Raw genomic sequence first — 22,135 nt, forward strand, 5'->3', positions numbered from 1 at the left:
ATGGAAAAAAGAAATTTAAGAAAAGAGAGAATAGGTGTGGTTACTAGCAACAAAATGACAAAGTCTATTGTTGTTTCTGAAACAAGAAGAGTAAAACACCCATTATATGGTAAGTTCGTGTTAAAAACTAAAAAATACGTTGCACACGACGAAACAAATGACTGTAACATTGGTGATACAGTAAGGATTATGGAAACACGTCCTTTAAGTAAATCTAAATGTTGGAGATTAGTTGAAATCATTGAAAGAGCGAAGTAATTATGGTACAACAGGAATCTAGACTAAAAGTAGCAGACAACACGGGAGCAAAAGAAGTTTTGACTATTCGTGTATTAGGGGGTACGAAAAGACGTTACGCCTCTGTTGGAGATAAAATTGTAGTTTCAGTAAAAGATGCAACACCTAACGGTAACGTTAAAAAAGGAGCTGTATCGACTGCAGTAGTTGTACGTACCAAAAAAGAAGTGAGAAGAGCCGATGGTTCATACATCAGATTTGATGATAACGCATGTGTATTATTAAATGCTGCTGGTGAAATGAGGGGAACTCGTGTTTTTGGTCCTGTAGCAAGAGAACTTCGTGAAAAACAATTCATGAAAATTGTATCATTAGCACCAGAAGTGCTTTAATTGTTTTAAAGATGATAAAGCTAAAGATAAAATCAGGAGATACAGTAAGAGTTATTGCCGGAGACCATAAAGGTTCTGAAGGTAAAGTTCTTAAAGTTCTTCGTGAGAAAAACAAAGCGATCGTAGAAGGCGTTAACATGGTGTCTAAGCACACTAAGCCAAGCGCTAGCAACCCTCAGGGTGGTATCGTGAAGAAAGAAGCTCCTATCCATATTTCTAACATCGCACTTGTTGATCCTAAAACTAAGGAGACTACAAGAACTGGTGTAAGAACTGAAGGAGATAAGAAAGTGAGATTTTCAAAAAAATCTAATCAAGTATTATAGTGATGGCTTATATACCAAGATTAAAAGAAGAATATAAGAACAGAGTTATCTCTGCTCTTACAGAAGAGTTCGGTTACAAAAACGTGATGATGGTTCCAAAACTTGAAAAAATCGTTTTAAGCCGTGGAGTTGGTGCAGCTGTGTCTGACAAGAAATTAATTGATCACGCAGTTGAAGAGTTAACAAAAATTACTGGTCAAAAAGCTGTGGCTACTATTTCTAAAAAGGACGTTGCGACATTCAAATTGAGAAAAGGTATGCCAATTGGTGCTAAAGTAACTTTACGTGGTGAAAGAATGTATGAGTTTTTAGATAGACTTATCACTTCTGCACTTCCACGTGTAAGAGACTTTGGTGGTATCAAAGCAACTGGTTTTGACGGTAGAGGTAATTACAACCTGGGTGTTACTGAGCAAATCATTTTCCCTGAAATTGATATTGACAAAGTAAACAAGATTGCAGGTTTTGATATTACATTTGTAACTTCGGCACAAACCGATAAAGAAGCGAAGTCATTATTAGCAGAATTAGGATTACCTTTTAAAAAGAATTAAGTTATGGCTAAAGAATCAATGAAAGCCCGCGAGGTAAAAAGACAAGCATTAGTAGAAAAATATGCAGAAAAGAGAAAAGCTCTTTTAGAAGCCGGAGATTATGAAGGTCTGCAAAAATTACCTAAAAATGCTTCTCCTGTACGTTTACACAACCGTTGCAAATTAACAGGAAGACCAAGAGGGTATATGCGTCAATTCGGTATTTCACGTGTAACTTTCCGTGAAATGGCAAACAACGGGTTGATACCAGGAGTTAAAAAAGCCAGCTGGTAATAAAAGAATTATAAATTGGTTTCAGGTTCGGCCTTAACAGGCCGAAAACCGTTACCGCAAATTAATAAATATGTATACAGATCCTATCGCAGATTATCTAACTAGAGTTAGAAATGCAGTAAGAGCTAACCACAAAGTGGTAGAGATTCCTGCTTCTAACCTTAAGAAGGAGATCACAAAGATTTTATTCGATCAGGGATATATCTTAAGCTACAAGTTTGATGACAGTACTGTACAAGGTACAATCAAAATCGCTCTAAAGTATGATAAAGAGACTAAAGAGCCGGTAATTAAAGATATCCAGAGAATTAGTAAACCAGGTTTACGTAAATATGCAGGTGCTGATAACCTACCTAGAATCCTTAACGGATTAGGTATAGCTATCGTTTCTACATCAAAAGGTTTGATGACCGGGAAACAGGCTAAACAACTTAATGTTGGTGGTGAGGTAATCTGTTACGTATACTAATAATAAAGACTTATACGATGTCAAGAATAGGTAAAAATCCAATTGCAATACCGTCTGGAGTAACAGTAGATGTTAAAGAAGGCGTTGTTACAGTAAAAGGAAAAAAAGGTGAGCTTTCTCAGGAATTTACAGATGTAACTGTAAAAATTGAAGAGGGCAAAGTTATTGTTGAAAGATCTTCTGACAACAAAAACGACAGATCTAAGCACGGTTTATACAGAGCCCTTATCAATAACATGATTTTAGGTGTTTCTGAAGGCTTTACAAAAGAACTTGAATTGGTAGGTGTTGGTTACAGGGCTTCTAATCAAGGTAATAAACTTGATATAGCTCTTGGTTTTTCTCACAATATCGTTTTAGAAGTTGTGCCTGAAGTAACTGTAGAAACTGTATCTGAAAAAGGTAAAAACCCTATCATTAAACTAGCTTCTCATGATAAACAACTTTTAGGCCAGGTGGCGGCAAAGATCAGATCTTTCCGTAAACCTGAACCATACAAAGGAAAAGGAGTTAAGTTTGTAGGTGAAGTATTGAGAAGAAAAGCAGGTAAATCAGCTTAAAAATTAAGACTATGTCATTAACAAAATCTGAAAGAAGACAAAGAATTAAGTTCAGAATCAGAAAGATTGTAAGCGGAACTGCTGCTCAACCAAGACTTTCTGTTTTCAGGAGCAATAAAGAGATCTATGCTCAAATCATAGATGACGTGAACGGTGTTACTCTAGCTTCTGCATCTTCAAGAGAGGCAGGAATAACTAAAGGTACTAACATTGAAACTGCAGCTGCAGTAGGTAAATTAGTAGCAGAGAAAGCTTTGAAAGCTGGTATCGAAACCATCACTTTTGACAGAGGTGGATACCTTTACCACGGACGTGTTAAATCATTAGCTGAAGGCGCTAGAGAAGCCGGACTTAAATTCTAAGAAAAATTATGTATCATAATTATAAAAACGTAGAACTTGTAAAACCAAGCGGCCTTGAATTAAAGGACCGTTTGGTAAGTGTTAATCGTGTTACTAAAGTTACAAAAGGTGGTAGAGCTTTCGGTTTTTCTGCTATTGTAGTTGTAGGAGACGAGAATGGAGTAGTAGGCCACGGTCTTGGTAAATCTAAAGACGTATCTGAAGCTATTGCTAAAGCAGTAGAAGATGCTAAAAAGAACCTTGTAAGAATCCCTCTTTCAAGCCAGACTGTACCTCACGAGCAAAAAGGTAAATTTGGTGGTGCTCGCGTACTACTTATGCCTGCTTCTCATGGTACCGGAGTAATTGCCGGTGGTGCTGTACGTTCAGTTCTTGAATCTGTAGGTATTCACGATGTATTATCAAAATCTCAAGGTTCATCAAATCCTCACAACGTGGTAAAAGCAACTTTTGATGCTTTATTGCAAATGAGAAGCGCGGCTACTGTAGCTAAGCAAAGAGGTGTATCTTTAGAAAAAGTATTTAAAGGTTAATTCAAGGAAAAAAATGGCAAAAATTTTAGTAAAACAAGTAAAAAGTCAAATCAACTGTCCTCTTACTCAAAAGAGAACTCTTGAGGCTTTAGGTCTTAGAAAAATGGGACAAGTTGTTGAACACGATGCAACTTCTGCTATCCTTGGAATGGTAAACAAAGTTAAACACTTAGTTTCTGTAGAAGAAACTAAATAACAATAACAATAGTTATGGATTTAAGTAACTTACAACCAGCTGAAGGTTCAGTTCACAATAAGAACAAAAGAGTAGGTAGAGGAGAAGGTTCCGGTAAAGGTGGTACTGCTGCACGTGGTCACAAAGGAGCTAAGTCTCGTTCTGGTTATTCTAAGAAAATAGGTTTTGAAGGTGGTCAGATGCCTTTACAAAGACGTGTTCCTAAATTTGGTTTTAAAAACATCAACCGTAAGGAATATGCCGGTGTAAACCTAGACACGCTTCAGGCTCTTGTAGATAACGGAATTGTTACAGATACTGTAGACTTTACAGTATTAGTAGAAAACCGTCTTGCTACAAAAAATGAACAGGTAAAGATATTAGGAAGAGGAGAGCTTAAGGCAAAACTAAAAGTAACTGCTCACAAATTTACTGCAACTGCTAAAGCGGCTATCGAGGCTGCTGGTGGTGAAGCTGTAAGTTTATAATCTCTTATAGTCACATGAAAAAATTTATAGAAGCGTTTATCAATGTTTGGAAAATAGAAGAGCTAAAAAATAGAATTTTAGTTACTCTTGGTTTGTTACTTGTTTACCGTTTTGGTGCGCATGTTACATTGCCGGGTATTGATGCTACACAATTAAATAGCTTAGCAGATCAGACTGATGGAGGTATCGGTTGGTTAATCGATGTGTTTACAGGTGGTGCGTTTTCGCAGGCATCTGTATTTGCATTGGGTATCATGCCATACATCTCTGCGTCTATCGTTGTGCAGTTAATGGGTATTGCAGTTCCTTACCTTCAAAAGTTACAAAAAGAAGGTGAGAGCGGCAGAAAGAAAATCAATCAGATTACCCGTTGGCTTACAATATTAATCACATTGGTGCAAGGTCCTGGTTATATCTATAACCTATACAAGACTTTACCACCTCAAGCTTTTTTAATAAGTTCAGATTCATTTCTTTTCATATTTTCTTCTGTAGTGATTTTAACTACAGGTACAATTTTTGCAATGTGGCTTGGTGAAAAAATTACCGACAAAGGTATTGGTAACGGTATATCACTGTTAATTCTTGTAGGTATTATTGCAAGAATGCCTCAGGCTTTTATCCAGGAGTTTACTTCACGTATGGTTGAGAACAATGGAGGGCCAATGCTTTTGGTTATTGAAATAGTAATATGGTTATTAATTATAATAGCTTGTGTACTGCTTATTATGGCTGTTAGAAAAATTCCTGTACAGTATGCACGTCGTACTGCTTCAGGTGATTTCGAACAGGATATCGCAGGAAACAACAGACAATGGATTCCTCTTAAGCTTAATGCTGCGGGAGTTATGCCAATCATCTTTGCTCAGGCTATTATGTTTATACCTGCTGCTCTTGCCGGTCTTTCCGATGCTGATGCAGCACAAACCATTACTTCTCAGTTCCAAAACGTGTTCGGTTTGGCGTATAATATTGTTTTTGCGCTATTAATTATAATTTTTACGTACTTTTACACCGCGATTACAGTACCTACGAATAAAATGGCAGATGATCTTAAGAGAAGTGGAGGTTTTATACCGGGTGTTAGGCCAGGTGTTGAAACCGGAGACTACCTTGACAAGATCATGTCGCTAATCACATTCCCTGGATCATTATTCCTAGCAATTATTGCCGTGTTCCCGGCAGTTGTTGTGAGTATAATGAATGTTCAGTCTCAGTGGGCTTTGTTCTATGGCGGAACATCGCTGTTAATCATGGTTGGGGTTGCAATAGATACTATCCAGCAAATAAATTCATATTTGTTGAATAGACATTATGATGGTTTGATGAAAAGTGGTAAGAATAGAAAAGCGGTAGCTTAATAATTTTTATGGCAAAACAATCAGCAATAGAACAAGACGGATCAATCATAGAGGCATTATCAAATGCTATGTTCCGTGTAGAGTTAGAAAACGGACATATTGTAATTGCTCACATTTCAGGAAAGATGCGTATGCATTATATCAAGTTATTACCTGGTGATAAAGTGAAACTGGAAATGAGCCCTTATGATTTGTCTAAAGCAAGAATTACTTATAGATACTAAAGCTATTAAAATGAAAGTAAGAGCATCAGTAAAGAAAAGAAGTGCCGAGTGCATTATTGTGCGTAGAAAAGGCAGATTATATGTGATTAATAAAAAGAATCCTAGATTTAAACAAAGACAAGGATAATTATGGCAAGAATTGCAGGGGTAGACATACCTAAAAACAAAAGAGGAATTATTGCTTTAACTTATATCTTCGGTATTGGTAAAAGCAGGGCTAAAGAGATTTTAGAAAAAGCTCAGGTTAGTGAAGATAAAAAAGTTCAGGATTGGAACGATGATGAAATCGGTAACATTCGTGAGGCTGTTTCTTACTTTAAAATAGAAGGAGAGCTTCGTTCTGAAATCCAGTTAAACATCAAACGTTTAATGGATATCGGATGCTACAGAGGTATCCGTCACAGAGTTGGACTACCTCTAAGAGGTCAACGCACTAAGAATAACTCTAGAACAAGAAAAGGTAAGAGAAAAACTGTTGCTAACAAGAAAAAAGCAACTAAATAATAAGTAGTAGTATGGCTAAAGCGAATACAAAAAAACGTAAAGTTGTTGTTGAGTCAACAGGCGAAGCTCATATTAGTGCAACTTTTAACAACATCATCATCTCTTTAACTAATAAGAAAGGTGAAGTTATTTCATGGTCATCTGCTGGTAAGATGGGCTTTAGAGGTTCTAAAAAGAACACTCCATATGCAGCTCAGATGGCAGCAGAAGATTGCAGCAAAGTTGCTCTTGAGGCAGGTCTTAAAAAAGTAAAAGTTTACGTTAAAGGTCCTGGAAACGGTAGAGAATCTGCTATCAGATCTCTTCACAATGGTGGGATTGAAGTTACTGAAATTATCGATGTAACTCCACTACCTCACAACGGGTGCCGTCCTCCTAAGAGAAGAAGAGTTTAATTTATTTATTAGAGTATAACCAAACAGGATTACGGATTATCGGAGGATGAGACCTGAATTCATAATCCCCTGTTTATTAATTTTTAGAAATGGCAAGATATACTGGTCCTAAAACTAAAATCGCCCGTAAATTTGGTGAGGCGATCTTCGGAGATGATAAAGCCTTCGAAAAAAGAAATTACCCTCCAGGGCAACATGGTTTAGCTAAAAAGAGAGGTAAAAAATCTGAATATGCAGTTCAGTTAATGGAAAAGCAAAAAGCTAAGTACACTTACGGAGTTCTTGAAAAACAATTCAGAAACCTGTATGAAAAAGCAGCTGCTACTAAAGGAGTAACAGGTGAAGTACTTTTACAGCTTTGTGAAGCAAGATTAGACAATGTGGTTTACAGAATGGGTATTGCTCCTTCAAGAAGGGCTGCAAGACAAATCGTTTCCCACAGGCATATTACAGTAAACGGTGAAGTGGTTAACATTCCTTCTTACCACCTTAAAGCCGGAGATAAAGTTGCTGTTCGTGAGAAATCTAAATCTCTTGACGCTATAGAGCGCTCTTTATCAAATTCTGCTCAAGTATATGAGTGGATAACCTGGAACAACGACACTAAAGAAGGTACTTTTGTTTCAGTACCTGCCAGGATACAAATCCCGGAAAACATCAAAGAACAACTAATCGTTGAGTTGTATAACAAATAATAATTGACATCAGTCGAAATATGGCAATATTTAATTTTCAAAAGCCCGATAAAGTTATCATGATCGATTCTACCGATTTCCAAGGTAAATTTGAATTTAGACCTTTGGAACCGGGATATGGATTGACTGTTGGTAACGCACTAAGAAGAGTTTTGCTTTCTTCACTGGAAGGTTACGCAATTACTTCTGTTCGTATCGAAGGAGTTGACCACGAATTCTCTACAATAGCTGGGGTTGTTGAAGATGTTACGGAGATAATCCTGAACTTAAAACAAGTTCGTTTCAAACGTCAGATAGAAGACATCGATAACGAATCTGTTACTGTATCTTTTACAGGAAAAGATCAGCTTACGGCTGGTGATTTCCAAAAGTTCATTTCAGGATTCCAGGTATTAAACCCTGAGCTTGTTATCTGTAACATGGACAGCAAGATTAACATAAACCTTGAGCTTACTATAGAGAAAGGTAGGGGTTATGTGCCTGCAGAGGAGAACAAAAAGCAAAATGCAGCTATAGGAACAATCTTTACAGACTCAATCTTTACTCCTGTAAAGAATGTAAAGTATACAATAGAAAACTTCCGTGTAGAGCAGAAAACCGATTACGAAAAACTGGTTTTTGAAATTATCACAGATGGTTCTATTCATCCTAAAGACGCATTAACTGAGGCAGCTAAAACGCTAATACATCACTTTATGCTGTTCTCTGATGAAAGGATAACACTTGAGGCCGATGAGATAGCACAAACAGAATCTTATGACGAAGAGTCATTACATATGAGACAGCTTCTTAAAACTAAGCTTGTTGATATGGATCTTTCTGTAAGGGCATTAAATTGTTTAAAAGCGGCTGAAGTTGATACATTAGGTGACTTAGTATCGTTCAATAAAAATGACTTAATGAAGTTCCGTAACTTTGGTAAAAAATCTTTAACCGAGCTTGATGAGCTTGTTGCTTCTAAGAATTTACACTTCGGAATGGATTTAACGAAATATAAATTAGATAAAGAATAATCTGGGCCGTTAAGGTTTTAATTACAGACAGCAATGAGACACGGAAAAAAAATAAATCACTTAGGCAGGCAAGCTGGTCATAGAAAGGCTATGCTGGCTAACATGGCCTGCTCCCTTATAGAGCACAAGCGTATCAACACGACTGTTGCTAAGGCAAAAGCCCTTAAGCAGTTTGTTGAGCCTCTTGTAACAAAATCTAAAGAAGACACAACTCACAACAGACGTATCGTTTTCTCTTACCTAAGAAACAAATATGCAGTTACTGAACTTTTCAGAGAAGTTGCTGCTAAAGTTGGAGATCGTCCGGGTGGTTATACTCGTATCATTAAGTTAGGAAACCGTCTTGGGGATAACGCTGATATGGCTATGATCGAGCTTGTTGACTTTAACGAACTGTACAACGCTACTAAAAAAGAAGCTAAGAAAACTACTCGTAGAAGTAGAACAGCAAAAAAAGCAACAGCTCCAGCAGCTGAGGCTCCTGCAACTGAAGCTCCTGCTGTTGATACAGAAGAAAACAAAGAAGCTACTGAATAATCATGGTAAAACTGATTTTTCAATAATATTAAAAAAGGATAAACTTTATAGTTTGTCCTTTTTTTTTGACTTAGTCAAATCGGTTTATACTAATCAATTGATAGCTAAATTTTAGAAACACAATTTTTTGAAGTAAATTTGCACGCAATACAGCAACAAATAGTAATAAATGAAATATTCAAATCGTAACAAAGCCATACTTCTTTTAGCGGACGGCACTGTTTTTCACGGAAAATCTATTGGAATTGAAGGAACAGTATTTGGTGAAGTATGTTTTAATACCGGTATGACCGGTTACCAGGAAATTTTTACAGACCCGTCTTACTTCGGGCAAATTATGGTTGCATCTAATGCACATATAGGTAACTATGGTACTAATGAAGAGGAAGTAGAGGCTGATAGAATAATGATTTCAGGTCTTGTTTGTAAAAACTTTAGCTTTAACCACTCAAGGGTTAATTCTACTGATGGACTTAAAGAGTATTTTGAAAAACAAAACTTAGTAGCTATTTCTGATGTAGATACAAGAGCACTTGTAAGTTATATCCGTGATAACGGAGCCATGAATGCTGCTATCTCTACAGACGGTACTTCTGTTGAAGATTTAAAGAAACAACTTGCTGAAGTTCCTAACATGGATGGTCTTGAGCTTTCTTCAAAAGTATCGACTACTGAGCCTTACTTTGTAGGTAACCCGGATGCTAAGTATAAAATATCTGCTCTTGACTTAGGTATTAAGAAAAATATCTTAAGAAACCTTGTTAAGAGAGACTGTTATATTAAGGTTTTCCCTTATAACTCAACTTATGAGGATTTAAGAAGTTTTAATCCTGACGGATACTTCCTTTCAAACGGTCCCGGTGACCCGGCTCCGCTTGTTGTAGCTCAGGATACTGCTAAAAAGATATTAGAAAATAATGAACCGGTTTTCGGAATCTGTTTAGGGCATCAGGTGCTGGCTCTTGCTAACGGAATCTCTACTTACAAAATGTTTAACGGGCACAGAGGTATTAACCACCCTGTAAGAAACATGATTACAGGTGAAGGAGAAATCACTTCTCAAAACCACGGTTTTGCCGTAGTAAGGGAAGAGCTTGAAAAGCACCCAGACTTTGAGATTACTCACGAGCATGTTAACGACGGTACTGTAGCAGGTATGCGTATGAAGAACAAGAACTGCTTCTCGGTACAATACCACCCGGAGGCAAGTCCTGGTCCGCATGATGCATCATATCTGTTTGATCAGTTTATCGAAAATATACAAAAAGCCAAAAACTAATTATGGGCTTTTAAAAACAAAAAAACGAATTTGGGCTAATATAAAAGTTAGCCCAAATTCTGTTTATAGACGTTTTGGAAATAAAATTTAGGTTAAGTGGCAGAAACTAAAACGATTGCGTTTATAAGTTTTTAAAAATAAGGGCTTTTCATTTTTCAAAATGTTTAAATTTGTTTTGATTAATTATGAATATAACAAACTAAAAACTATATAATGAGCATTATTATTAAAGTACATGCAAGGCAAATATTGGATTCTCGTGGTAATCCTACAGTAGAGGTTGATGTAATTACTGAAAATGGTATACTAGGTAGGGCAGCGGTTCCTTCAGGAGCTTCTACCGGAGAGCACGAAGCAGTTGAATTGCGTGATGGCGGTAAGTCTTATATGGGTAAAGGCGTACTTAAAGCTGTAGAAAATGTAAATACTAAACTGGCAGGTGAAATTGTTGGTATGTCTGTATTCGAGCAAAATGCTATAGACAAAGCTATGATTGAACTTGATGGTACTGCAAATAAATCAAACCTTGGCGCTAACGCAATTCTTGGTGTTTCTTTAGCAGTTGCTAAAGCAGCGGCAAACGAATTGGGTATGCCGTTATACAGATATGTAGGTGGTGTTTCTGCTAATACGCTTCCTGTTCCAATGATGAACATCATCAACGGAGGTTCGCATTCTGATGCGCCTATCGCTTTCCAGGAGTTTATGATCATGCCTGTAAAAGCTAAAGACTTTACTCATGCTATGCAGATAGGTACAGAGGTTTTCCATAACCTTAAAAAAGTACTTCATGACAGAAACCTAAGTACAGCTGTAGGTGATGAGGGTGGTTTTGCTCCAAACCTTGCAGGAGGTACTGAGGATGCTCTTGATACTATTAAGAAAGCTGTAGAAAATGCCGGATACAAGTTTGGCGATGAAGTTATGATTGCTCTTGACTGTGCAGCATCTGAATTCTATGTAAACGGTAAATATGACTATACTAAATTTGAAGGTGCAGAAGGTAAAGTAAGAACTTCTCAGGAGCAGGCAGATTATCTGGCTGAGCTTGCTGCTAAGTATCCTATTATCTCTATCGAAGATGGTATGTATGAGGATGACTGGGAAGGATGGAAATACCTTACTGAGAAAATAGGAGATAAAGTTCAGTTAGTAGGTGACGATTTATTTGTAACTAATGTTGAGCGCCTTTCAAGAGGTATTGAGCAAAACATTGCTAACTCAATTCTTATTAAAGTTAACCAGATTGGTACTTTAACCGAAACTATTGCAGCTGTAAACATGGCTCACAATGCAGGTTATACATCTGTAATGTCTCACCGTTCGGGAGAAACTGAAGATAATACAATTGCTGACTTAGCAGTTGCATTAAACTGTGGCCAGATCAAAACAGGTTCTGCTTCACGTAGTGACCGTATGGCTAAATACAACCAGTTACTAAGAATTGAGGAAGAGCTTGCTGAAGTGGCTTATTTTCCAAGAGAAAACGCTTTTAAAGTAAAAAGATAATTTTTTAGGCTATAAAATTATATAAGGCGCTCCTGCAATTCAGGAGTGCCTTTTTTTTATGGATCAAACGAATTCTAATCCATAAGCATCAAATTCTAATCGGTGCCTTTTAATTCGGGAGGAAATCATAAATTTGTTAGATATGATTAACATATTGCATATGAAGCTGTTGAAATTGCTCCCTGTATGTGTAGCTATACTTTTACCTTTAACCTGTTTTTCTCAAAACAAGGTGTTAGACAGTCTTTTAACCGAGCTGGAAAAGGCAGATACCGATGCCAAAAAGGTTGAGTTGCTAAATGCTGTGGGAGCAGAGTATATTGAAAATGATCCTGCTACAATGATGCAGTATGCCGAAAAAGCCTTAAAGCTGGCTCAGCAGAAAAAATTGAAGAAAGGGGAAGGTGAGGCATGGTTTAATATGGGTAATGCCAATATTATGCTGAGTAATTATTCTAAAGCCATAAAGAGCTTTACAAGTGCGCAGGATATTTTTGAGCAGCTGTTTGCCGAAGATGCCTCTGATAAAAGTGAGATTAAAGGATATCTTGCTAAGACCTATGGTAGTATTGGTATAGTTTGCTCAGAGCAGAATAACTATGCAAAAGCTTTAGAGTACTATTTTAAGGCGCTTAAACTTTATAAGGAGGCTAAGCAGCAGCAAATAGTATTCAGGCTTTATAATAATATTGGAATAGTATATAAAACTCAGGGTGAATATGCCAAGGCTTTAGAATATTTCAATAAGACGCTGGAAATTCAAAAAGAGCTGAACGATGATACTGCAGGGACCACGATAACCAATATTGGTAATATTTATTTACTGCAAAATAAAAATAAAGAGGCTTTTGCTTCTTATCAGGAAGCGATTAACATATTTGAAAGGTTTAACAGTAAACGAGGATTGGGCGAGTTATACAACTCTCTTGGTAATTATTACGAGAAGACCGGTGATAAAGCTAAAGCAGAAGAATATTATAATAAAGGGCTTGAAGTTTTTGAAGGTGTTGGCGAAAAGTACGGTGCTTCGGCATCGTTAGGCTTTTTAGGTGATTTGTATGCAGGGCAGGGTAAAACCAAGCAGGCAGTTGAGTTTCTAAATAAATCATCGGCTTTTGCTCAGGAGATTGGGGTTCTTGAACAGGTTAAAACTTCTGAAAAGAGCCTTAGCGACCTTTATGAGAAGCAAGGGGATTATAAGCTGGCATTGCTACATTATAAAAAATTTGAAGAAGCCAAAGATAGTATTGTTAATGCCGAAAACATTAAGAATATTGTTAGGGAGGAAATGAATTACGAAATGGAGCGTAAAGCTGAACTCCAGAAGATAGAGAGTGAAAAGAAACAGGCTATTTATAATGAAGAAGTAAAACGACATAATCAACAGATGTTTTTTGTTGTGCTGTTTATCCTGCTTATGTTTGGTGTAGTCTTCCTGGTATCAAACAGGAGGCAGCTTAAAAAGACGCTTACCCTGCAAAAGGAATTGGCGGAATATGAGCAAAAGGCGCTCCATCTCCAAATGAACCCTCATTTTGTTTTTAACTGTTTAGGATCTATTTCCAGCTTTATAGTGCAAAATGGTACAGATTCGGCTATAAAATACCTGTCTAAATTCTCTAAGCTTATGCGCTTAACCTTAGAGTACAGTAAAGAGTCGCTTATTCCTATTGATAAGGAAATTGAAGGATTGCAAAATTACCTGGAACTGGAACAGCTTCGATTTAATAAGTTGTTTGATTTTTCTATAGTAAAAGATTCGCACATAGAGGATGATATGGCTATACCGCCACTCCTGTTGCAACCTTTTATTGAAAATGCAATTATACATGGGCTGGTTCCTAAAAAAGAAAAAGGGATTATACATGTTGATTTTGCCTTAAACGGTGATAAGCTTGTATGTACAGTTACCGATAACGGTATAGGATTTAAAAAATCGAAAGAGCTTAAGGAAAATTCGGTTACGGTTCATAAATCTATGGCGCTTGAAATAACAAGAAAGAGGCTGGAAGTAATACAGGCCTTTACTTCTAAAACATCAAAAGTGGAAATAAACGACGTGATTGATGAAAACGGGGAAACCGCAGGAACTAAGATTGTTTTAAATTTACCAATACAATACGCAACGAACTAGATATGATTACAGCACTACTGATAGACGACGACGCTAACCTGAGAAACGGTATGAAAAGCTTTTTAATACGATATGCTCCCGATATAGAAATAGTAGGGGAGGCAGACAGTGTTAAAGCAGGAATAAGTGCTATTGAGTTTCATCAGCCTAATGTTGTGTTTTTGGATATTCAGCTAGGCGATGGTACAGGTTTCGATATTCTGGAACAGGTAATGCAGCGAAAAGGCAGTCTTTCCTGTCATGTGGTATTTATCACGGCACACGAACAGTATGCGGTAAAAGCATTCCGTTTTAGTGCGCTGGATTATCTTTTAAAACCAGTAGATCCGGAGGACTTGAATAATGTTGTGGATAAGATTAAAAAAACCTTGTCAGGAAATGATAACTATGCTCATATTGATCTGCTGCTGGAAAACATACGTAAGAAAGTGAATAAGTTTAAAAGAATTGCACTTTCTACTTCCGATGGTATTCATTTGTTTGAAGTGAGCGATATTATACGTTGTGAATCGCAGGATAATTATACCAAGTTCTATATAAAAGACAATAAGCCGATTTTAATAGCCAAAACACTCAAGGAATATGAAGACCTGCTGTCAGAACAGGGCTTTGAACGTATTCATCAGTCACATCTTATAAATCTGGCTTATTTGAAGTCGTACATAAAGAAAGACGGAGGATATGCTGTAATGGCAGATAATAGCCATTTGCCGATTAGCCAAAGGAAAAAAGAGCGTTTGCAGGAAATATTAAAGTCGATGTAATTGCAAATTCTAACTGATAGTAAGCGAATTCTAAACGACAACAGTTGGGAGAAGGATAAAAAAATATATTTGAAAGACCGATTAACCACACACTAACTAATATGGAAAAGAAACTACTTTATTTATTACTACTGTTCTCAGGTATTGCCAGTGCTCAGATAGTTAATATACCTGATATTAATTTTAAGAATAAACTGTTGTCAGCAAGTATATCTAATGATGTTGCTAAAGATGTTAATGGTAATTCAATTGTTATTGATAATAATAATGATTATGAAATTCAGGAAAGTGAAGCACTTTTGGTATGGGAGTTGAGCTTGTTTGGTGCAGGAATGACTGATGCCACAGGTTTGGAGTATTTTACTAATTTGAGAAGTTTAGAATGTGCTAATAATAGCAATCTCACTTATTTAGATTTGTCGAGTTTGATTAATCTTGAAGATTTCAATTGTGATGCAGGAACCGGATTAGAGTTTTTAAGCTTTGCTGGTTTGTCCAATCTTCAAACGGTTTATATTTCAGATACGAATCTTGAAACAATTAATCTTACCGGGACAATAGGAATGCAAGAATTTATATTGGAAGATGTTCCTGCTTCAAATTTAGATTTCTCTTATATGACTGATCTTACTAAATTAGAGCTTTATAATACTAATCTTATAAATATTGATTTAAGTAATTCTTCTTTTCTTCCTCTGTTAAAATGTATTGGTAATAACCTTTTGGAAACCATAAATCTTAAAAATGGGAATAGTTTTTTTGTGGGGCTTGGCACAGATATAAGTGATAATTCCAATCTTAATTTCATATGTGTAGATGAAGGTGAAGAGTCTTTGATAGAAGGGTTTATTGGTTCTGGTAATAATCCTTCGTACAGTTCTTATTGCTCTTTCACTCCGGGAGGCGATTATAATACCATAACGGGTACTGCTGTTTTTGATGCTGACATTGACGGTTGTGGTCCGGAAGATTTTCCGTATTCTTTTGTAAAAATTAGTATAAATGATGGTACAGAAGGAGGTTATGCTTTTACCAATACAAATGGCGAATATAGCTTTTATACTCAGGAGGGAGATTTTACGATAACTCCGGAGTTTGAGGACGATTGGTTTACAGTAACTCCGGCAGCAGTTAACTTTCCGGTAGTTGATGGTTCTGTTTCAGTTCAAAACTTTTGTATAGCACCTAATGGTGTGCATAATGATGTGGAAGTTGTTATGGTGCCTATAGTGCCTGCAAGTCCTGGCTTTGATGCTGTCTATAAAATAGTTTATAAGAACAAAGGTAACCAAATAGCTTCAGGAACGGTAGGTTGTGCCTGGGATTATGAAATCCTTACACCTGTTGCTTTACAGCCAATGGCAGACGATATAGGATTGGGTATTTATGGGTGGAATTACTCTAACCTGCAGCCATTTGAAAACAGGGAAATTTTAATGACACTGCATGTTAACAGTCCTACGGATGAACCAGCTGTGAATATTGATGATGTATTGCCTTTTACAGCTACTATTAATGGAGGGACAGATGAAAATCCCGGAGATAATGAGTATGTGTTTAATCAGGTTGTTATAGGTGCATACGATCCTAATAACATAATATGTATAGAGGGTGAAACAGCTTCGGTAGATGATATAGGTAATTACCTGCATTATGTAGTTAATTTTGAAAATACAGGTACCGCAGCAGCTTCTTTTGTTGTAGTAAAACACATTATCAATGAGGCTGATTTTGATATTGCATCACTTCAGATTTTAAACAGTTCCCATCAGGTTGAAGCTCGAATAACAAGTAATGTTATCGAGTTTATTTTCGATAATATAAATCTTAACGCCCTTGATCACGGTAATATACTGTTTAAGCTTAAATCTAAAGCTGATTTGGCAGAAGGCGATCAGGTAATGAATCAGGCTAATATTTATTTTGATTATAACTATCCTGTAGAAACAAATGAAGCGATTACTGAGTTTGCGGGTATTTTAGGTACAGGAGAGTTTATTCAGGATGCTTCTGTTAAGGTTTATCCTAATCCTGCATCAGATATGATTACTGTTGTGGCAGATGATAATTTACAGTCGGTAACACTGTATGATATTCAGGGAAGATTGCTGCAAACGCAACTGGTGAATGACAAAGAAACAAAACTTAATATTTCGGATAGGCAAAAAGGAATTTACTTCCTTAAAATAACTTCTGATAAGGGAGTTAAGGTGGAAAAAATTGCAAAAGAATAAAATTCCGAAAAAGAAAATCTTCATGGTGAAAGGTCGGTGCGTGTTTTGTGCCGGCCTTTTAATTTTTATGTGAAATATATTCTAAAACGAAACTTACAGATTATTAACAGATTAGTTTTAAAATATTAATTAAAAAATAGATTTTAGAGGGTTAAAAATGCTCTTATTTTGAATATTTTTCAATTTATATAGCTTCAAAGTAAGAACTTTTGTTTTTTACATGCAGATTTAACGATTTTAATAAGTAATTTTCTTCTTAAATAAATTACAATTTATTAAATTCGCAGGAATATAAAATTTACAAACAAAAATAAACTCAATACATCATGTCAAATATTGCAATATTGGAAATTGATGGCAAAAAATATGAGTTTCCGGTAATTGTGGGAACTGAAAATGAAGTAGCTATCGATATTAATAAGCTTAGAGGTGAAACAGGCGCCATTACTATAGATCCGGGTTATAAAAATTCGGGCTCATGTACCAGTGATATTACCTTCTTAGACGGAGAACAGGGTATTTTACGTTACAGAGGATATTCTATAGAGGATCTTGCCGAAAAATCTAACTTTTTAGAAGTAGCTTATCTTTTAATTTTTGGAGAACTTCCTACTGCAGCTCAAATACAAAAATTTGAGAATGACATAAAAAAATATACGCTTGTAAACGAGGAAATGAAAAACATCATTGATGGTTTCCCTAAAACGGCTCACCCAATGGGAGTTTTAGCATCGTTAACAAGTGCTCTTACTGCATTTAATCCTAAGTCGGTTAATGTAGAGAACGAAAAAGAAATGTATGAGGCTGTTTGTAAAACTATGGCTAAGTTCTTAGTTATAGCGACATGGACTTATAGAAAAAACATGGGTTATCCTCTAAATTATTATGATAACACTAAAGGATATGTAGAAAACTTTATGCGCTTAATGTTTGAGCTTCCTACAGGCCCTTACAAAATGAATCCTGTTGTTGTTAACGCTCTTGATAAACTATTTATCCTTCATGCAGACCACGAGCAAAACTGTTCTACTTCTACAGTAAGAATGGTAGGGTCATCTCATGCAGGTTTGTTTGCTTCAATTTCTGCAGGTGTATCTGCACTTTGGGGTCCTCTTCATGGAGGTGCTAACCAGGCAGTACTTGAAATGCTTGAGGAAATACAAAAAGACGGTGGTGATGCTGAAAAGTTCCTTGCTAAGGCAAAAGATAAAAACGATCCTTTCCGTTTAATGGGCTTTGGTCACAGGGTATATAAAAACTTTGACCCAAGAGCAAAAATCATCAAAAAAGCGGCAGATGAAGTTCTTGCTGATTTAGGTGTTGATGATCCGGTACTGGATATCGCTAAAAAACTTGAAAAAGCAGCTCTTGAGGACGATTACTTCAAATCAAGAAACCTATATCCTAACGTAGATTTCTATTCAGGAATCATTTACAGGGCTATGGGGATACCAACAGAGATGTTTACAGTGCTGTTTGCTATAGGCCGTTTACCGGGCTGGATTGCTCAGTGGAAAGAAATGAGAGTAAACAAAGAACCAATCGGTCGTCCAAGACAGGTTTACACAGGTAGTCCTCTTAGGGATTTTAAAGGTTTAAATAACAGATAATTGTTATCGTTTTAAATAGTTAAGGCTCTGCATTGCAGAGCCTTTTTTGTTAAGGTATTATTATTAATCAGTCTTTAATTGTTATTTGTTTTATGTAATTAATAGCAATGAAACTAATATTGTAATAAATGTTTATAATTAGAGGGCATTTTCTATATTTGCCTAAAAGCCAAAAACTATGTTGAATTTAAATATAAAGAACGAAACATCAAGATTAAGGGCTGTTATTCTGGGTACTGCTGTCAGCAACGGGCCAACTCCGGAAATATACGAAGCATACGACCCAAAATCTCTTGAGCACATTAAAGCCGGAACCTACCCTGTAGAAAAGGATATGGTAGAGGAAATGGAAGCTTTTAATAAGGTGTTTGAGAAATATGACGTTAAGGTATACCGTCCTGAAATTATAGAGAACTATAATCAGATATTTAGCCGTGACATCGGTTTTGTAATAGAAGATGTATTTATTAAAGCTAATATCCTTCCTGATAGGGAGAGGGAGCTTGAAGCTATACAATATATCATCGACCAGATTGATCCTGCAAAAGTAGTTCGTCCTCCGGATGAAGTGCATATAGAAGGGGGAGATGTTATGCCATGGAACGATCATATCTTTATAGGTACTTATAAAGGTAGCGATTATAAAGATTATATTACTGCAAGAACAAATATGCAGGGTGTAAACTATATAAAAGAGCTTTTCCCTAATAAGATTGTAAAGGAGTTTGATCTTGTAAAGTCTAAAATAGAACCTCGTGATAACGCCCTGCACTTAGATTGTTGTTTTCAGCCTATAGGTAAAGACAAGGGGATTATCTATAAAAGCGGTTTCCGTGAAGAGGCAGACTATATGTATCTTGTTAATCTGTTTGGTATGGAAAACCTTTTCCACATCGATAGAGAAGAGATGTATAATATGACATCTAATGTATTTTCTATAGCGCCTGATGTGGTTGTTATAGAAAAGAACTTTACCAGACTAAAAAAATGGTTACTTGAAAGGGACTTCACAGTAGAAGAAGTTCCGTATGCTGAAATTGCAAAGCAGGAAGGGCTTTTAAGATGTTCTACACTGCCGTTAATAAGGGATTAATAATATCCTTATCTTTATATTATGAGACAGATTACAGATACTATACTAATGATACGTCCTGTTGCTTTCAGGATGAATGAACAGACTGCAGTAAACAATTATTACCAAAAAGTAATGGATAATCTGCTGCCTGATACAGTTAATGCTAAAGCACAGCAGGAGTTTGATGCTTTTGCCGATAAGCTTAAAGCAGCCGGAGTAAATGTGGTTGTTGTGGATGATACGGTTAATCCCGACACTCCTGATTCCATATTTCCAAATAACTGGGTTTCTTTCCATGAAAACGGGGATGTAGCCTTATATCCTATGTTTGCAGAAAACCGCAGGCTGGAGAGAAGGGAAGAGATTCTTGATATGCTGGAGGATAAAGGTTTTGTGATAGAAAATATAGTAGATTATACTTCGGCAGAAGAAGATGATATTTTTCTTGAGGGGACTGGTAGTATAGTTCTTGACAGGGCCAATCATAAAGCCTATTGCGCCTTATCACCCCGTGCCGAAGAGGAACTGTTTATAGAGTTTTGTGAAGATTTTGAATATACACCTGTTATATTTGAAGCATTCCAGACAGTAAACGGTGAACGCAAGCATATTTATCATACTAACGTAATGATGTGCATCGGTGAAACCTTTGCCGTTATTTGCGCAGAATGTATTGATGATAAGAAAGAACGTAAAATGGTATTGGATAACCTTAAGTCAGACGGGAAGGAAATTATCCTTCTTACTGAGGAGCAACTAAATCATTTTGCAGGAAATATGTTACAGGTTAGGGGCAATAATGACAGGAGTTATCTCGTTATGAGTGCTTCGGCCCATCAGGTTTTAACAAAAGACCAGATAGCAAAAATTGAAAAACATACAGAAATTTTAAGTTCAAGCCTTGATACCATTGAAGCTTGCGGAGGCGGTAGTGCACGATGCATGATGGCAGAGGTGTTTTTACTTAAACAATAAATATGCTTTCTAAGAAAACTAAATACGGATTAAAGGCTCTTATCTACATTGCTAAGCATTCGGGTACAGAGCCTGTCCTTATATCTGAAATATCGGATCGCGAGCGTATACCCAAAAAGTTCCTTGAAGCTATTCTTTTGGATTTAAAAAAGTTTGGTATTCTTGGTTCTAAAAAGGGAAAGGGTGGAGGTTACTACCTGCTTAAAGATCCTAGAGATATTTCTGCTGCTACAATCATAAGGGTTTTAGATGGTCCTTTAGCCATGCTTCCATGTGTTAGCCTTAACTATTATGAGAAGTGTGACGACTGTCCGGATGAGGCAAAATGTAACCTTAATAAATTTCTTGCACAGGTGAGAGATAACACGCTTAGCCTGCTTCAGCAAAGGTCGTTGTATGATTTGGCGATTTTATAACAAAAAAATTTATACTATTAGTCTATAAAATCTATAGACTAATAGTATATTTGAAAAAATTAATACGAGGAAAGACAAATGCTTGATTTGATAAAAGCCAAAAAAAACTTTTCACTAAAAGACAGCCCTAAGATTTCGGCAATAAAGGCAGTAACCTGGCGTATAGTAGGTACTATAGATACGATGATAATTTCCTATATACTAACCGGTAACATTACAATTGCATTTTCTATAGGGAGTGTAGAGGTAATGTCTAAAATGCTGCTTTACTTTTTACATGAAAGGGCCTGGGCAAGATTAACGAGAAAGAATAGTAATGAAGGTAATGGAGAGATTAAAATATCTGAATAAGGAATTACAGGGCAAGAGCATAGAAGATGCTATTGCTTTTGTAGTGCAAAATATAGAGGGAAAAAAGGTTTTTTCAACATCGTTTGGTATAGAAGACCAGTTGTTAACACACTATATGGTTCCGCATCATGATCAGGTTTCAGTTTTTACACTGGATACCGGGAGACAGTTTAACGAAACCTATGAGGTATTTCATAAAACCCAAAAAAAGTACCCGTCGTTAATCATTGAAACTTATTTTCCTGATGAACAGGATGTAAAAGAGTATGTTTCTGTAAACGGAATAAATGGTTTTTACGACAGTATAGAAAAGCGAAAATCATGCTGCCACATAAGGAAGGTTAAACCGTTACAGCGTGCCATTAAAGGTGCCGATTTATGGATAACGGGCCTGCGTGCCGAACAATCGCAAAACAGGGAAGAGATGGAGTTTTTAGAGTGGGACGAAGTGAACCAGCTTATAAAATTCAATCCTCTACTGCATTACAGCCTTAAACAGGTAGAGCAGGAAGTAAATCAGTTTAATGTACCCATAAACAGTTTATATAAAAAAGGCTTTCTAAGCATTGGCTGTGCACCCTGTACCAGAGCCCTTGCTGAAGGGGAAGACTTTAGGGCAGGCCGATGGTGGTGGGAAAACGGAAAAAAAGAATGCGGACTGCATATTCATCAGGATAAAAATTATTAATC

At 36.5% G+C, this 22,135-nt stretch carries 30 protein-coding genes; all 30 read left to right on the forward strand.

Going from position 1 to position 22,135, the window contains the following annotated elements; genetic code table 11:
- Complete coding sequence (gene rpsQ / locus FUA48_RS07400; RefSeq protein WP_129749320.1) at positions 1-258, forward strand: 30S ribosomal protein S17; 258 nt, start codon at positions 1-3, stop codon at positions 256-258.
- A gap of 2 nt (positions 259-260) precedes the next feature.
- Positions 261-629 carry a 50S ribosomal protein L14 gene (gene rplN, locus FUA48_RS07405; protein WP_035129796.1) on the forward strand — a complete coding sequence of 123 codons (369 nt, stop codon included), beginning with the start codon at positions 261-263 and terminating at the stop codon, positions 627-629.
- Between the two features lie 11 nt (positions 630-640).
- Entirely contained in the window at positions 641-955 is a 315-nt protein-coding gene (gene rplX, locus FUA48_RS07410; RefSeq protein WP_129749321.1) for a 50S ribosomal protein L24, read from the forward strand.
- A 2-nt stretch (positions 956-957) separates the two neighbouring features.
- Positions 958-1,509, forward strand: a complete 552-nt coding sequence (rplE, locus tag FUA48_RS07415) for a 50S ribosomal protein L5 (protein WP_129749322.1) — start codon at positions 958-960, stop codon at positions 1,507-1,509.
- Positions 1,510-1,512: 3 nt separating this feature from the next.
- Positions 1,513-1,782, forward strand: a complete 270-nt coding sequence (rpsN, locus tag FUA48_RS07420; protein ID WP_026981378.1) for a 30S ribosomal protein S14 — start codon at positions 1,513-1,515, stop codon at positions 1,780-1,782.
- 70 nt (positions 1,783-1,852) lie between these two features.
- Positions 1,853-2,251 carry a 30S ribosomal protein S8 gene (gene rpsH, locus FUA48_RS07425; protein ID WP_129749323.1) on the forward strand — a complete coding sequence of 133 codons (399 nt, stop codon included), beginning with the start codon at positions 1,853-1,855 and terminating at the stop codon, positions 2,249-2,251.
- A gap of 17 nt (positions 2,252-2,268) precedes the next feature.
- Positions 2,269-2,811: a 50S ribosomal protein L6 gene (gene rplF, locus FUA48_RS07430; RefSeq protein ID WP_129749324.1), complete on the forward strand. Its 543-nt coding sequence runs from the start codon at positions 2,269-2,271 to the stop codon at positions 2,809-2,811.
- A gap of 11 nt (positions 2,812-2,822) precedes the next feature.
- Complete coding sequence (gene rplR, locus FUA48_RS07435) at positions 2,823-3,173, forward strand: 50S ribosomal protein L18 (protein WP_129749325.1); 351 nt, start codon at positions 2,823-2,825, stop codon at positions 3,171-3,173.
- Positions 3,174-3,181: 8 nt separating this feature from the next.
- Complete coding sequence (gene rpsE / locus FUA48_RS07440; RefSeq protein WP_129749326.1) at positions 3,182-3,706, forward strand: 30S ribosomal protein S5; 525 nt, start codon at positions 3,182-3,184, stop codon at positions 3,704-3,706.
- Between the two features lie 13 nt (positions 3,707-3,719).
- Complete coding sequence (gene rpmD / locus FUA48_RS07445; RefSeq protein ID WP_129749327.1) at positions 3,720-3,902, forward strand: 50S ribosomal protein L30; 183 nt, start codon at positions 3,720-3,722, stop codon at positions 3,900-3,902.
- Positions 3,903-3,916: 14 nt separating this feature from the next.
- Positions 3,917-4,369, forward strand: coding sequence for a 50S ribosomal protein L15 (gene rplO / locus FUA48_RS07450; RefSeq protein WP_129749328.1), 453 nt, complete (start codon positions 3,917-3,919; stop codon positions 4,367-4,369).
- A gap of 14 nt (positions 4,370-4,383) precedes the next feature.
- Positions 4,384-5,730 (forward strand): preprotein translocase subunit SecY, encoded by a 1,347-nt coding sequence (gene secY, locus FUA48_RS07455; protein ID WP_147582942.1) that lies wholly within the window; start codon positions 4,384-4,386, stop codon positions 5,728-5,730.
- Positions 5,731-5,738: 8 nt separating this feature from the next.
- Positions 5,739-5,954, forward strand: a complete 216-nt coding sequence (infA, locus tag FUA48_RS07460) for a translation initiation factor IF-1 (RefSeq protein ID WP_007136545.1) — start codon at positions 5,739-5,741, stop codon at positions 5,952-5,954.
- A gap of 10 nt (positions 5,955-5,964) precedes the next feature.
- Entirely contained in the window at positions 5,965-6,081 is a 117-nt protein-coding gene (ykgO, locus tag FUA48_RS07465; protein ID WP_002987490.1) for a type B 50S ribosomal protein L36, read from the forward strand.
- 2 nt (positions 6,082-6,083) lie between these two features.
- Complete coding sequence (gene rpsM / locus FUA48_RS07470; protein ID WP_147582943.1) at positions 6,084-6,458, forward strand: 30S ribosomal protein S13; 375 nt, start codon at positions 6,084-6,086, stop codon at positions 6,456-6,458.
- An 11-nt stretch (positions 6,459-6,469) separates the two neighbouring features.
- Positions 6,470-6,853: a 30S ribosomal protein S11 gene (gene rpsK / locus FUA48_RS07475; protein WP_035129822.1), complete on the forward strand. Its 384-nt coding sequence runs from the start codon at positions 6,470-6,472 to the stop codon at positions 6,851-6,853.
- 89 nt (positions 6,854-6,942) lie between these two features.
- A complete protein-coding gene (gene rpsD, locus FUA48_RS07480; RefSeq protein ID WP_129749331.1) occupies positions 6,943-7,548 on the forward strand; it encodes a 30S ribosomal protein S4 in 606 nt (201 codons plus the stop codon).
- A 20-nt stretch (positions 7,549-7,568) separates the two neighbouring features.
- Positions 7,569-8,561 (forward strand): DNA-directed RNA polymerase subunit alpha, encoded by a 993-nt coding sequence (locus FUA48_RS07485; RefSeq protein WP_147582944.1) that lies wholly within the window; start codon positions 7,569-7,571, stop codon positions 8,559-8,561.
- Between the two features lie 33 nt (positions 8,562-8,594).
- Positions 8,595-9,098 (forward strand): 50S ribosomal protein L17, encoded by a 504-nt coding sequence (gene rplQ / locus FUA48_RS07490; protein WP_129749333.1) that lies wholly within the window; start codon positions 8,595-8,597, stop codon positions 9,096-9,098.
- Between the two features lie 169 nt (positions 9,099-9,267).
- Positions 9,268-10,377, forward strand: a complete 1,110-nt coding sequence (gene carA, locus FUA48_RS07495; protein WP_147582945.1) for a glutamine-hydrolyzing carbamoyl-phosphate synthase small subunit — start codon at positions 9,268-9,270, stop codon at positions 10,375-10,377.
- A 213-nt stretch (positions 10,378-10,590) separates the two neighbouring features.
- Positions 10,591-11,886: a phosphopyruvate hydratase gene (gene eno, locus FUA48_RS07500; protein WP_147582946.1), complete on the forward strand. Its 1,296-nt coding sequence runs from the start codon at positions 10,591-10,593 to the stop codon at positions 11,884-11,886.
- Between the two features lie 142 nt (positions 11,887-12,028).
- Positions 12,029-14,020: a tetratricopeptide repeat-containing sensor histidine kinase gene (locus FUA48_RS07505; RefSeq protein ID WP_147582947.1), complete on the forward strand. Its 1,992-nt coding sequence runs from the start codon at positions 12,029-12,031 to the stop codon at positions 14,018-14,020.
- Positions 14,021-14,022: 2 nt separating this feature from the next.
- Positions 14,023-14,784 carry a LytR/AlgR family response regulator transcription factor gene (locus FUA48_RS07510; RefSeq protein ID WP_147582948.1) on the forward strand — a complete coding sequence of 254 codons (762 nt, stop codon included), beginning with the start codon at positions 14,023-14,025 and terminating at the stop codon, positions 14,782-14,784.
- Between the two features lie 101 nt (positions 14,785-14,885).
- A complete protein-coding gene (locus tag FUA48_RS07515; RefSeq protein ID WP_147582949.1) occupies positions 14,886-17,018 on the forward strand; it encodes a T9SS type A sorting domain-containing protein in 2,133 nt (710 codons plus the stop codon).
- Positions 17,019-17,344: 326 nt separating this feature from the next.
- Entirely contained in the window at positions 17,345-18,628 is a 1,284-nt protein-coding gene (locus FUA48_RS07520) for a citrate synthase (protein WP_147582950.1), read from the forward strand.
- Positions 18,629-18,806: 178 nt separating this feature from the next.
- Positions 18,807-19,721, forward strand: a complete 915-nt coding sequence (locus tag FUA48_RS07525; protein WP_147582951.1) for a dimethylarginine dimethylaminohydrolase family protein — start codon at positions 18,807-18,809, stop codon at positions 19,719-19,721.
- Between the two features lie 21 nt (positions 19,722-19,742).
- Positions 19,743-20,678, forward strand: coding sequence for a citrulline utilization hydrolase CtlX (ctlX, locus tag FUA48_RS07530; protein ID WP_147582952.1), 936 nt, complete (start codon positions 19,743-19,745; stop codon positions 20,676-20,678).
- Between the two features lie 2 nt (positions 20,679-20,680).
- Positions 20,681-21,094 carry an RrF2 family transcriptional regulator gene (locus FUA48_RS07535; RefSeq protein ID WP_147582953.1) on the forward strand — a complete coding sequence of 138 codons (414 nt, stop codon included), beginning with the start codon at positions 20,681-20,683 and terminating at the stop codon, positions 21,092-21,094.
- 78 nt (positions 21,095-21,172) lie between these two features.
- Entirely contained in the window at positions 21,173-21,445 is a 273-nt protein-coding gene (locus FUA48_RS07540) for a DUF2061 domain-containing protein (RefSeq protein WP_129749343.1), read from the forward strand.
- Positions 21,420-22,133: a phosphoadenylyl-sulfate reductase gene (locus FUA48_RS07545; RefSeq protein WP_205729438.1), complete on the forward strand. Its 714-nt coding sequence runs from the start codon at positions 21,420-21,422 to the stop codon at positions 22,131-22,133. Before FUA48_RS07540 ends, FUA48_RS07545 begins: the two co-directional genes overlap by 26 nt.
- Positions 22,134-22,135 lie beyond the last annotated feature (2 nt).

Source organism: Flavobacterium alkalisoli, from assembly GCF_008000935.1.
In the GTDB taxonomy this organism is placed as follows: Bacteria; Bacteroidota; Bacteroidia; order Flavobacteriales; family Flavobacteriaceae; genus Flavobacterium; species Flavobacterium alkalisoli.

Excerpts from the sequence above, each read along its gene's own strand:
- rpsQ (WP_129749320.1), top strand. The coding sequence starts at position 1 with ATGGAAAAAAGAAATTTAAGAAAAGAGAGAATAGGTGTGGTTACTAGC.
- rplN (WP_035129796.1), top strand. The coding sequence starts at position 261 with ATGGTACAACAGGAATCTAGACTAAAAGTAGCAGACAACACGGGAGCA.
- rplX (WP_129749321.1), top strand. The coding sequence starts at position 641 with ATGATAAAGCTAAAGATAAAATCAGGAGATACAGTAAGAGTTATTGCC.
- rplE (WP_129749322.1), top strand. The coding sequence starts at position 958 with ATGGCTTATATACCAAGATTAAAAGAAGAATATAAGAACAGAGTTATC.
- rpsN (WP_026981378.1), top strand. The coding sequence starts at position 1,513 with ATGGCTAAAGAATCAATGAAAGCCCGCGAGGTAAAAAGACAAGCATTA.
- rpsH (WP_129749323.1), top strand. The coding sequence starts at position 1,853 with ATGTATACAGATCCTATCGCAGATTATCTAACTAGAGTTAGAAATGCA.
- rplF (WP_129749324.1), top strand. The coding sequence starts at position 2,269 with ATGTCAAGAATAGGTAAAAATCCAATTGCAATACCGTCTGGAGTAACA.
- rplR (WP_129749325.1), top strand. The coding sequence starts at position 2,823 with ATGTCATTAACAAAATCTGAAAGAAGACAAAGAATTAAGTTCAGAATC.
- rpsE (WP_129749326.1), top strand. The coding sequence starts at position 3,182 with ATGTATCATAATTATAAAAACGTAGAACTTGTAAAACCAAGCGGCCTT.
- rpmD (WP_129749327.1), top strand. The coding sequence starts at position 3,720 with ATGGCAAAAATTTTAGTAAAACAAGTAAAAAGTCAAATCAACTGTCCT.
- rplO (WP_129749328.1), top strand. The coding sequence starts at position 3,917 with ATGGATTTAAGTAACTTACAACCAGCTGAAGGTTCAGTTCACAATAAG.
- secY (WP_147582942.1), top strand. The coding sequence starts at position 4,384 with ATGAAAAAATTTATAGAAGCGTTTATCAATGTTTGGAAAATAGAAGAG.
- infA (WP_007136545.1), top strand. The coding sequence starts at position 5,739 with ATGGCAAAACAATCAGCAATAGAACAAGACGGATCAATCATAGAGGCA.
- ykgO (WP_002987490.1), top strand. The coding sequence starts at position 5,965 with ATGAAAGTAAGAGCATCAGTAAAGAAAAGAAGTGCCGAGTGCATTATT.
- rpsM (WP_147582943.1), top strand. The coding sequence starts at position 6,084 with ATGGCAAGAATTGCAGGGGTAGACATACCTAAAAACAAAAGAGGAATT.
- rpsK (WP_035129822.1), top strand. The coding sequence starts at position 6,470 with ATGGCTAAAGCGAATACAAAAAAACGTAAAGTTGTTGTTGAGTCAACA.
- rpsD (WP_129749331.1), top strand. The coding sequence starts at position 6,943 with ATGGCAAGATATACTGGTCCTAAAACTAAAATCGCCCGTAAATTTGGT.
- FUA48_RS07485 (WP_147582944.1), top strand. The coding sequence starts at position 7,569 with ATGGCAATATTTAATTTTCAAAAGCCCGATAAAGTTATCATGATCGAT.
- rplQ (WP_129749333.1), top strand. The coding sequence starts at position 8,595 with ATGAGACACGGAAAAAAAATAAATCACTTAGGCAGGCAAGCTGGTCAT.
- carA (WP_147582945.1), top strand. The coding sequence starts at position 9,268 with ATGAAATATTCAAATCGTAACAAAGCCATACTTCTTTTAGCGGACGGC.
- eno (WP_147582946.1), top strand. The coding sequence starts at position 10,591 with ATGAGCATTATTATTAAAGTACATGCAAGGCAAATATTGGATTCTCGT.
- FUA48_RS07505 (WP_147582947.1), top strand. The coding sequence starts at position 12,029 with ATGATTAACATATTGCATATGAAGCTGTTGAAATTGCTCCCTGTATGT.
- FUA48_RS07510 (WP_147582948.1), top strand. The coding sequence starts at position 14,023 with ATGATTACAGCACTACTGATAGACGACGACGCTAACCTGAGAAACGGT.
- FUA48_RS07515 (WP_147582949.1), top strand. The coding sequence starts at position 14,886 with ATGGAAAAGAAACTACTTTATTTATTACTACTGTTCTCAGGTATTGCC.
- FUA48_RS07520 (WP_147582950.1), top strand. The coding sequence starts at position 17,345 with ATGTCAAATATTGCAATATTGGAAATTGATGGCAAAAAATATGAGTTT.
- FUA48_RS07525 (WP_147582951.1), top strand. The coding sequence starts at position 18,807 with ATGTTGAATTTAAATATAAAGAACGAAACATCAAGATTAAGGGCTGTT.
- ctlX (WP_147582952.1), top strand. The coding sequence starts at position 19,743 with ATGAGACAGATTACAGATACTATACTAATGATACGTCCTGTTGCTTTC.
- FUA48_RS07535 (WP_147582953.1), top strand. The coding sequence starts at position 20,681 with ATGCTTTCTAAGAAAACTAAATACGGATTAAAGGCTCTTATCTACATT.
- FUA48_RS07540 (WP_129749343.1), top strand. The coding sequence starts at position 21,173 with ATGCTTGATTTGATAAAAGCCAAAAAAAACTTTTCACTAAAAGACAGC.
- FUA48_RS07545 (WP_205729438.1), top strand. The coding sequence starts at position 21,420 with ATGGAGAGATTAAAATATCTGAATAAGGAATTACAGGGCAAGAGCATA.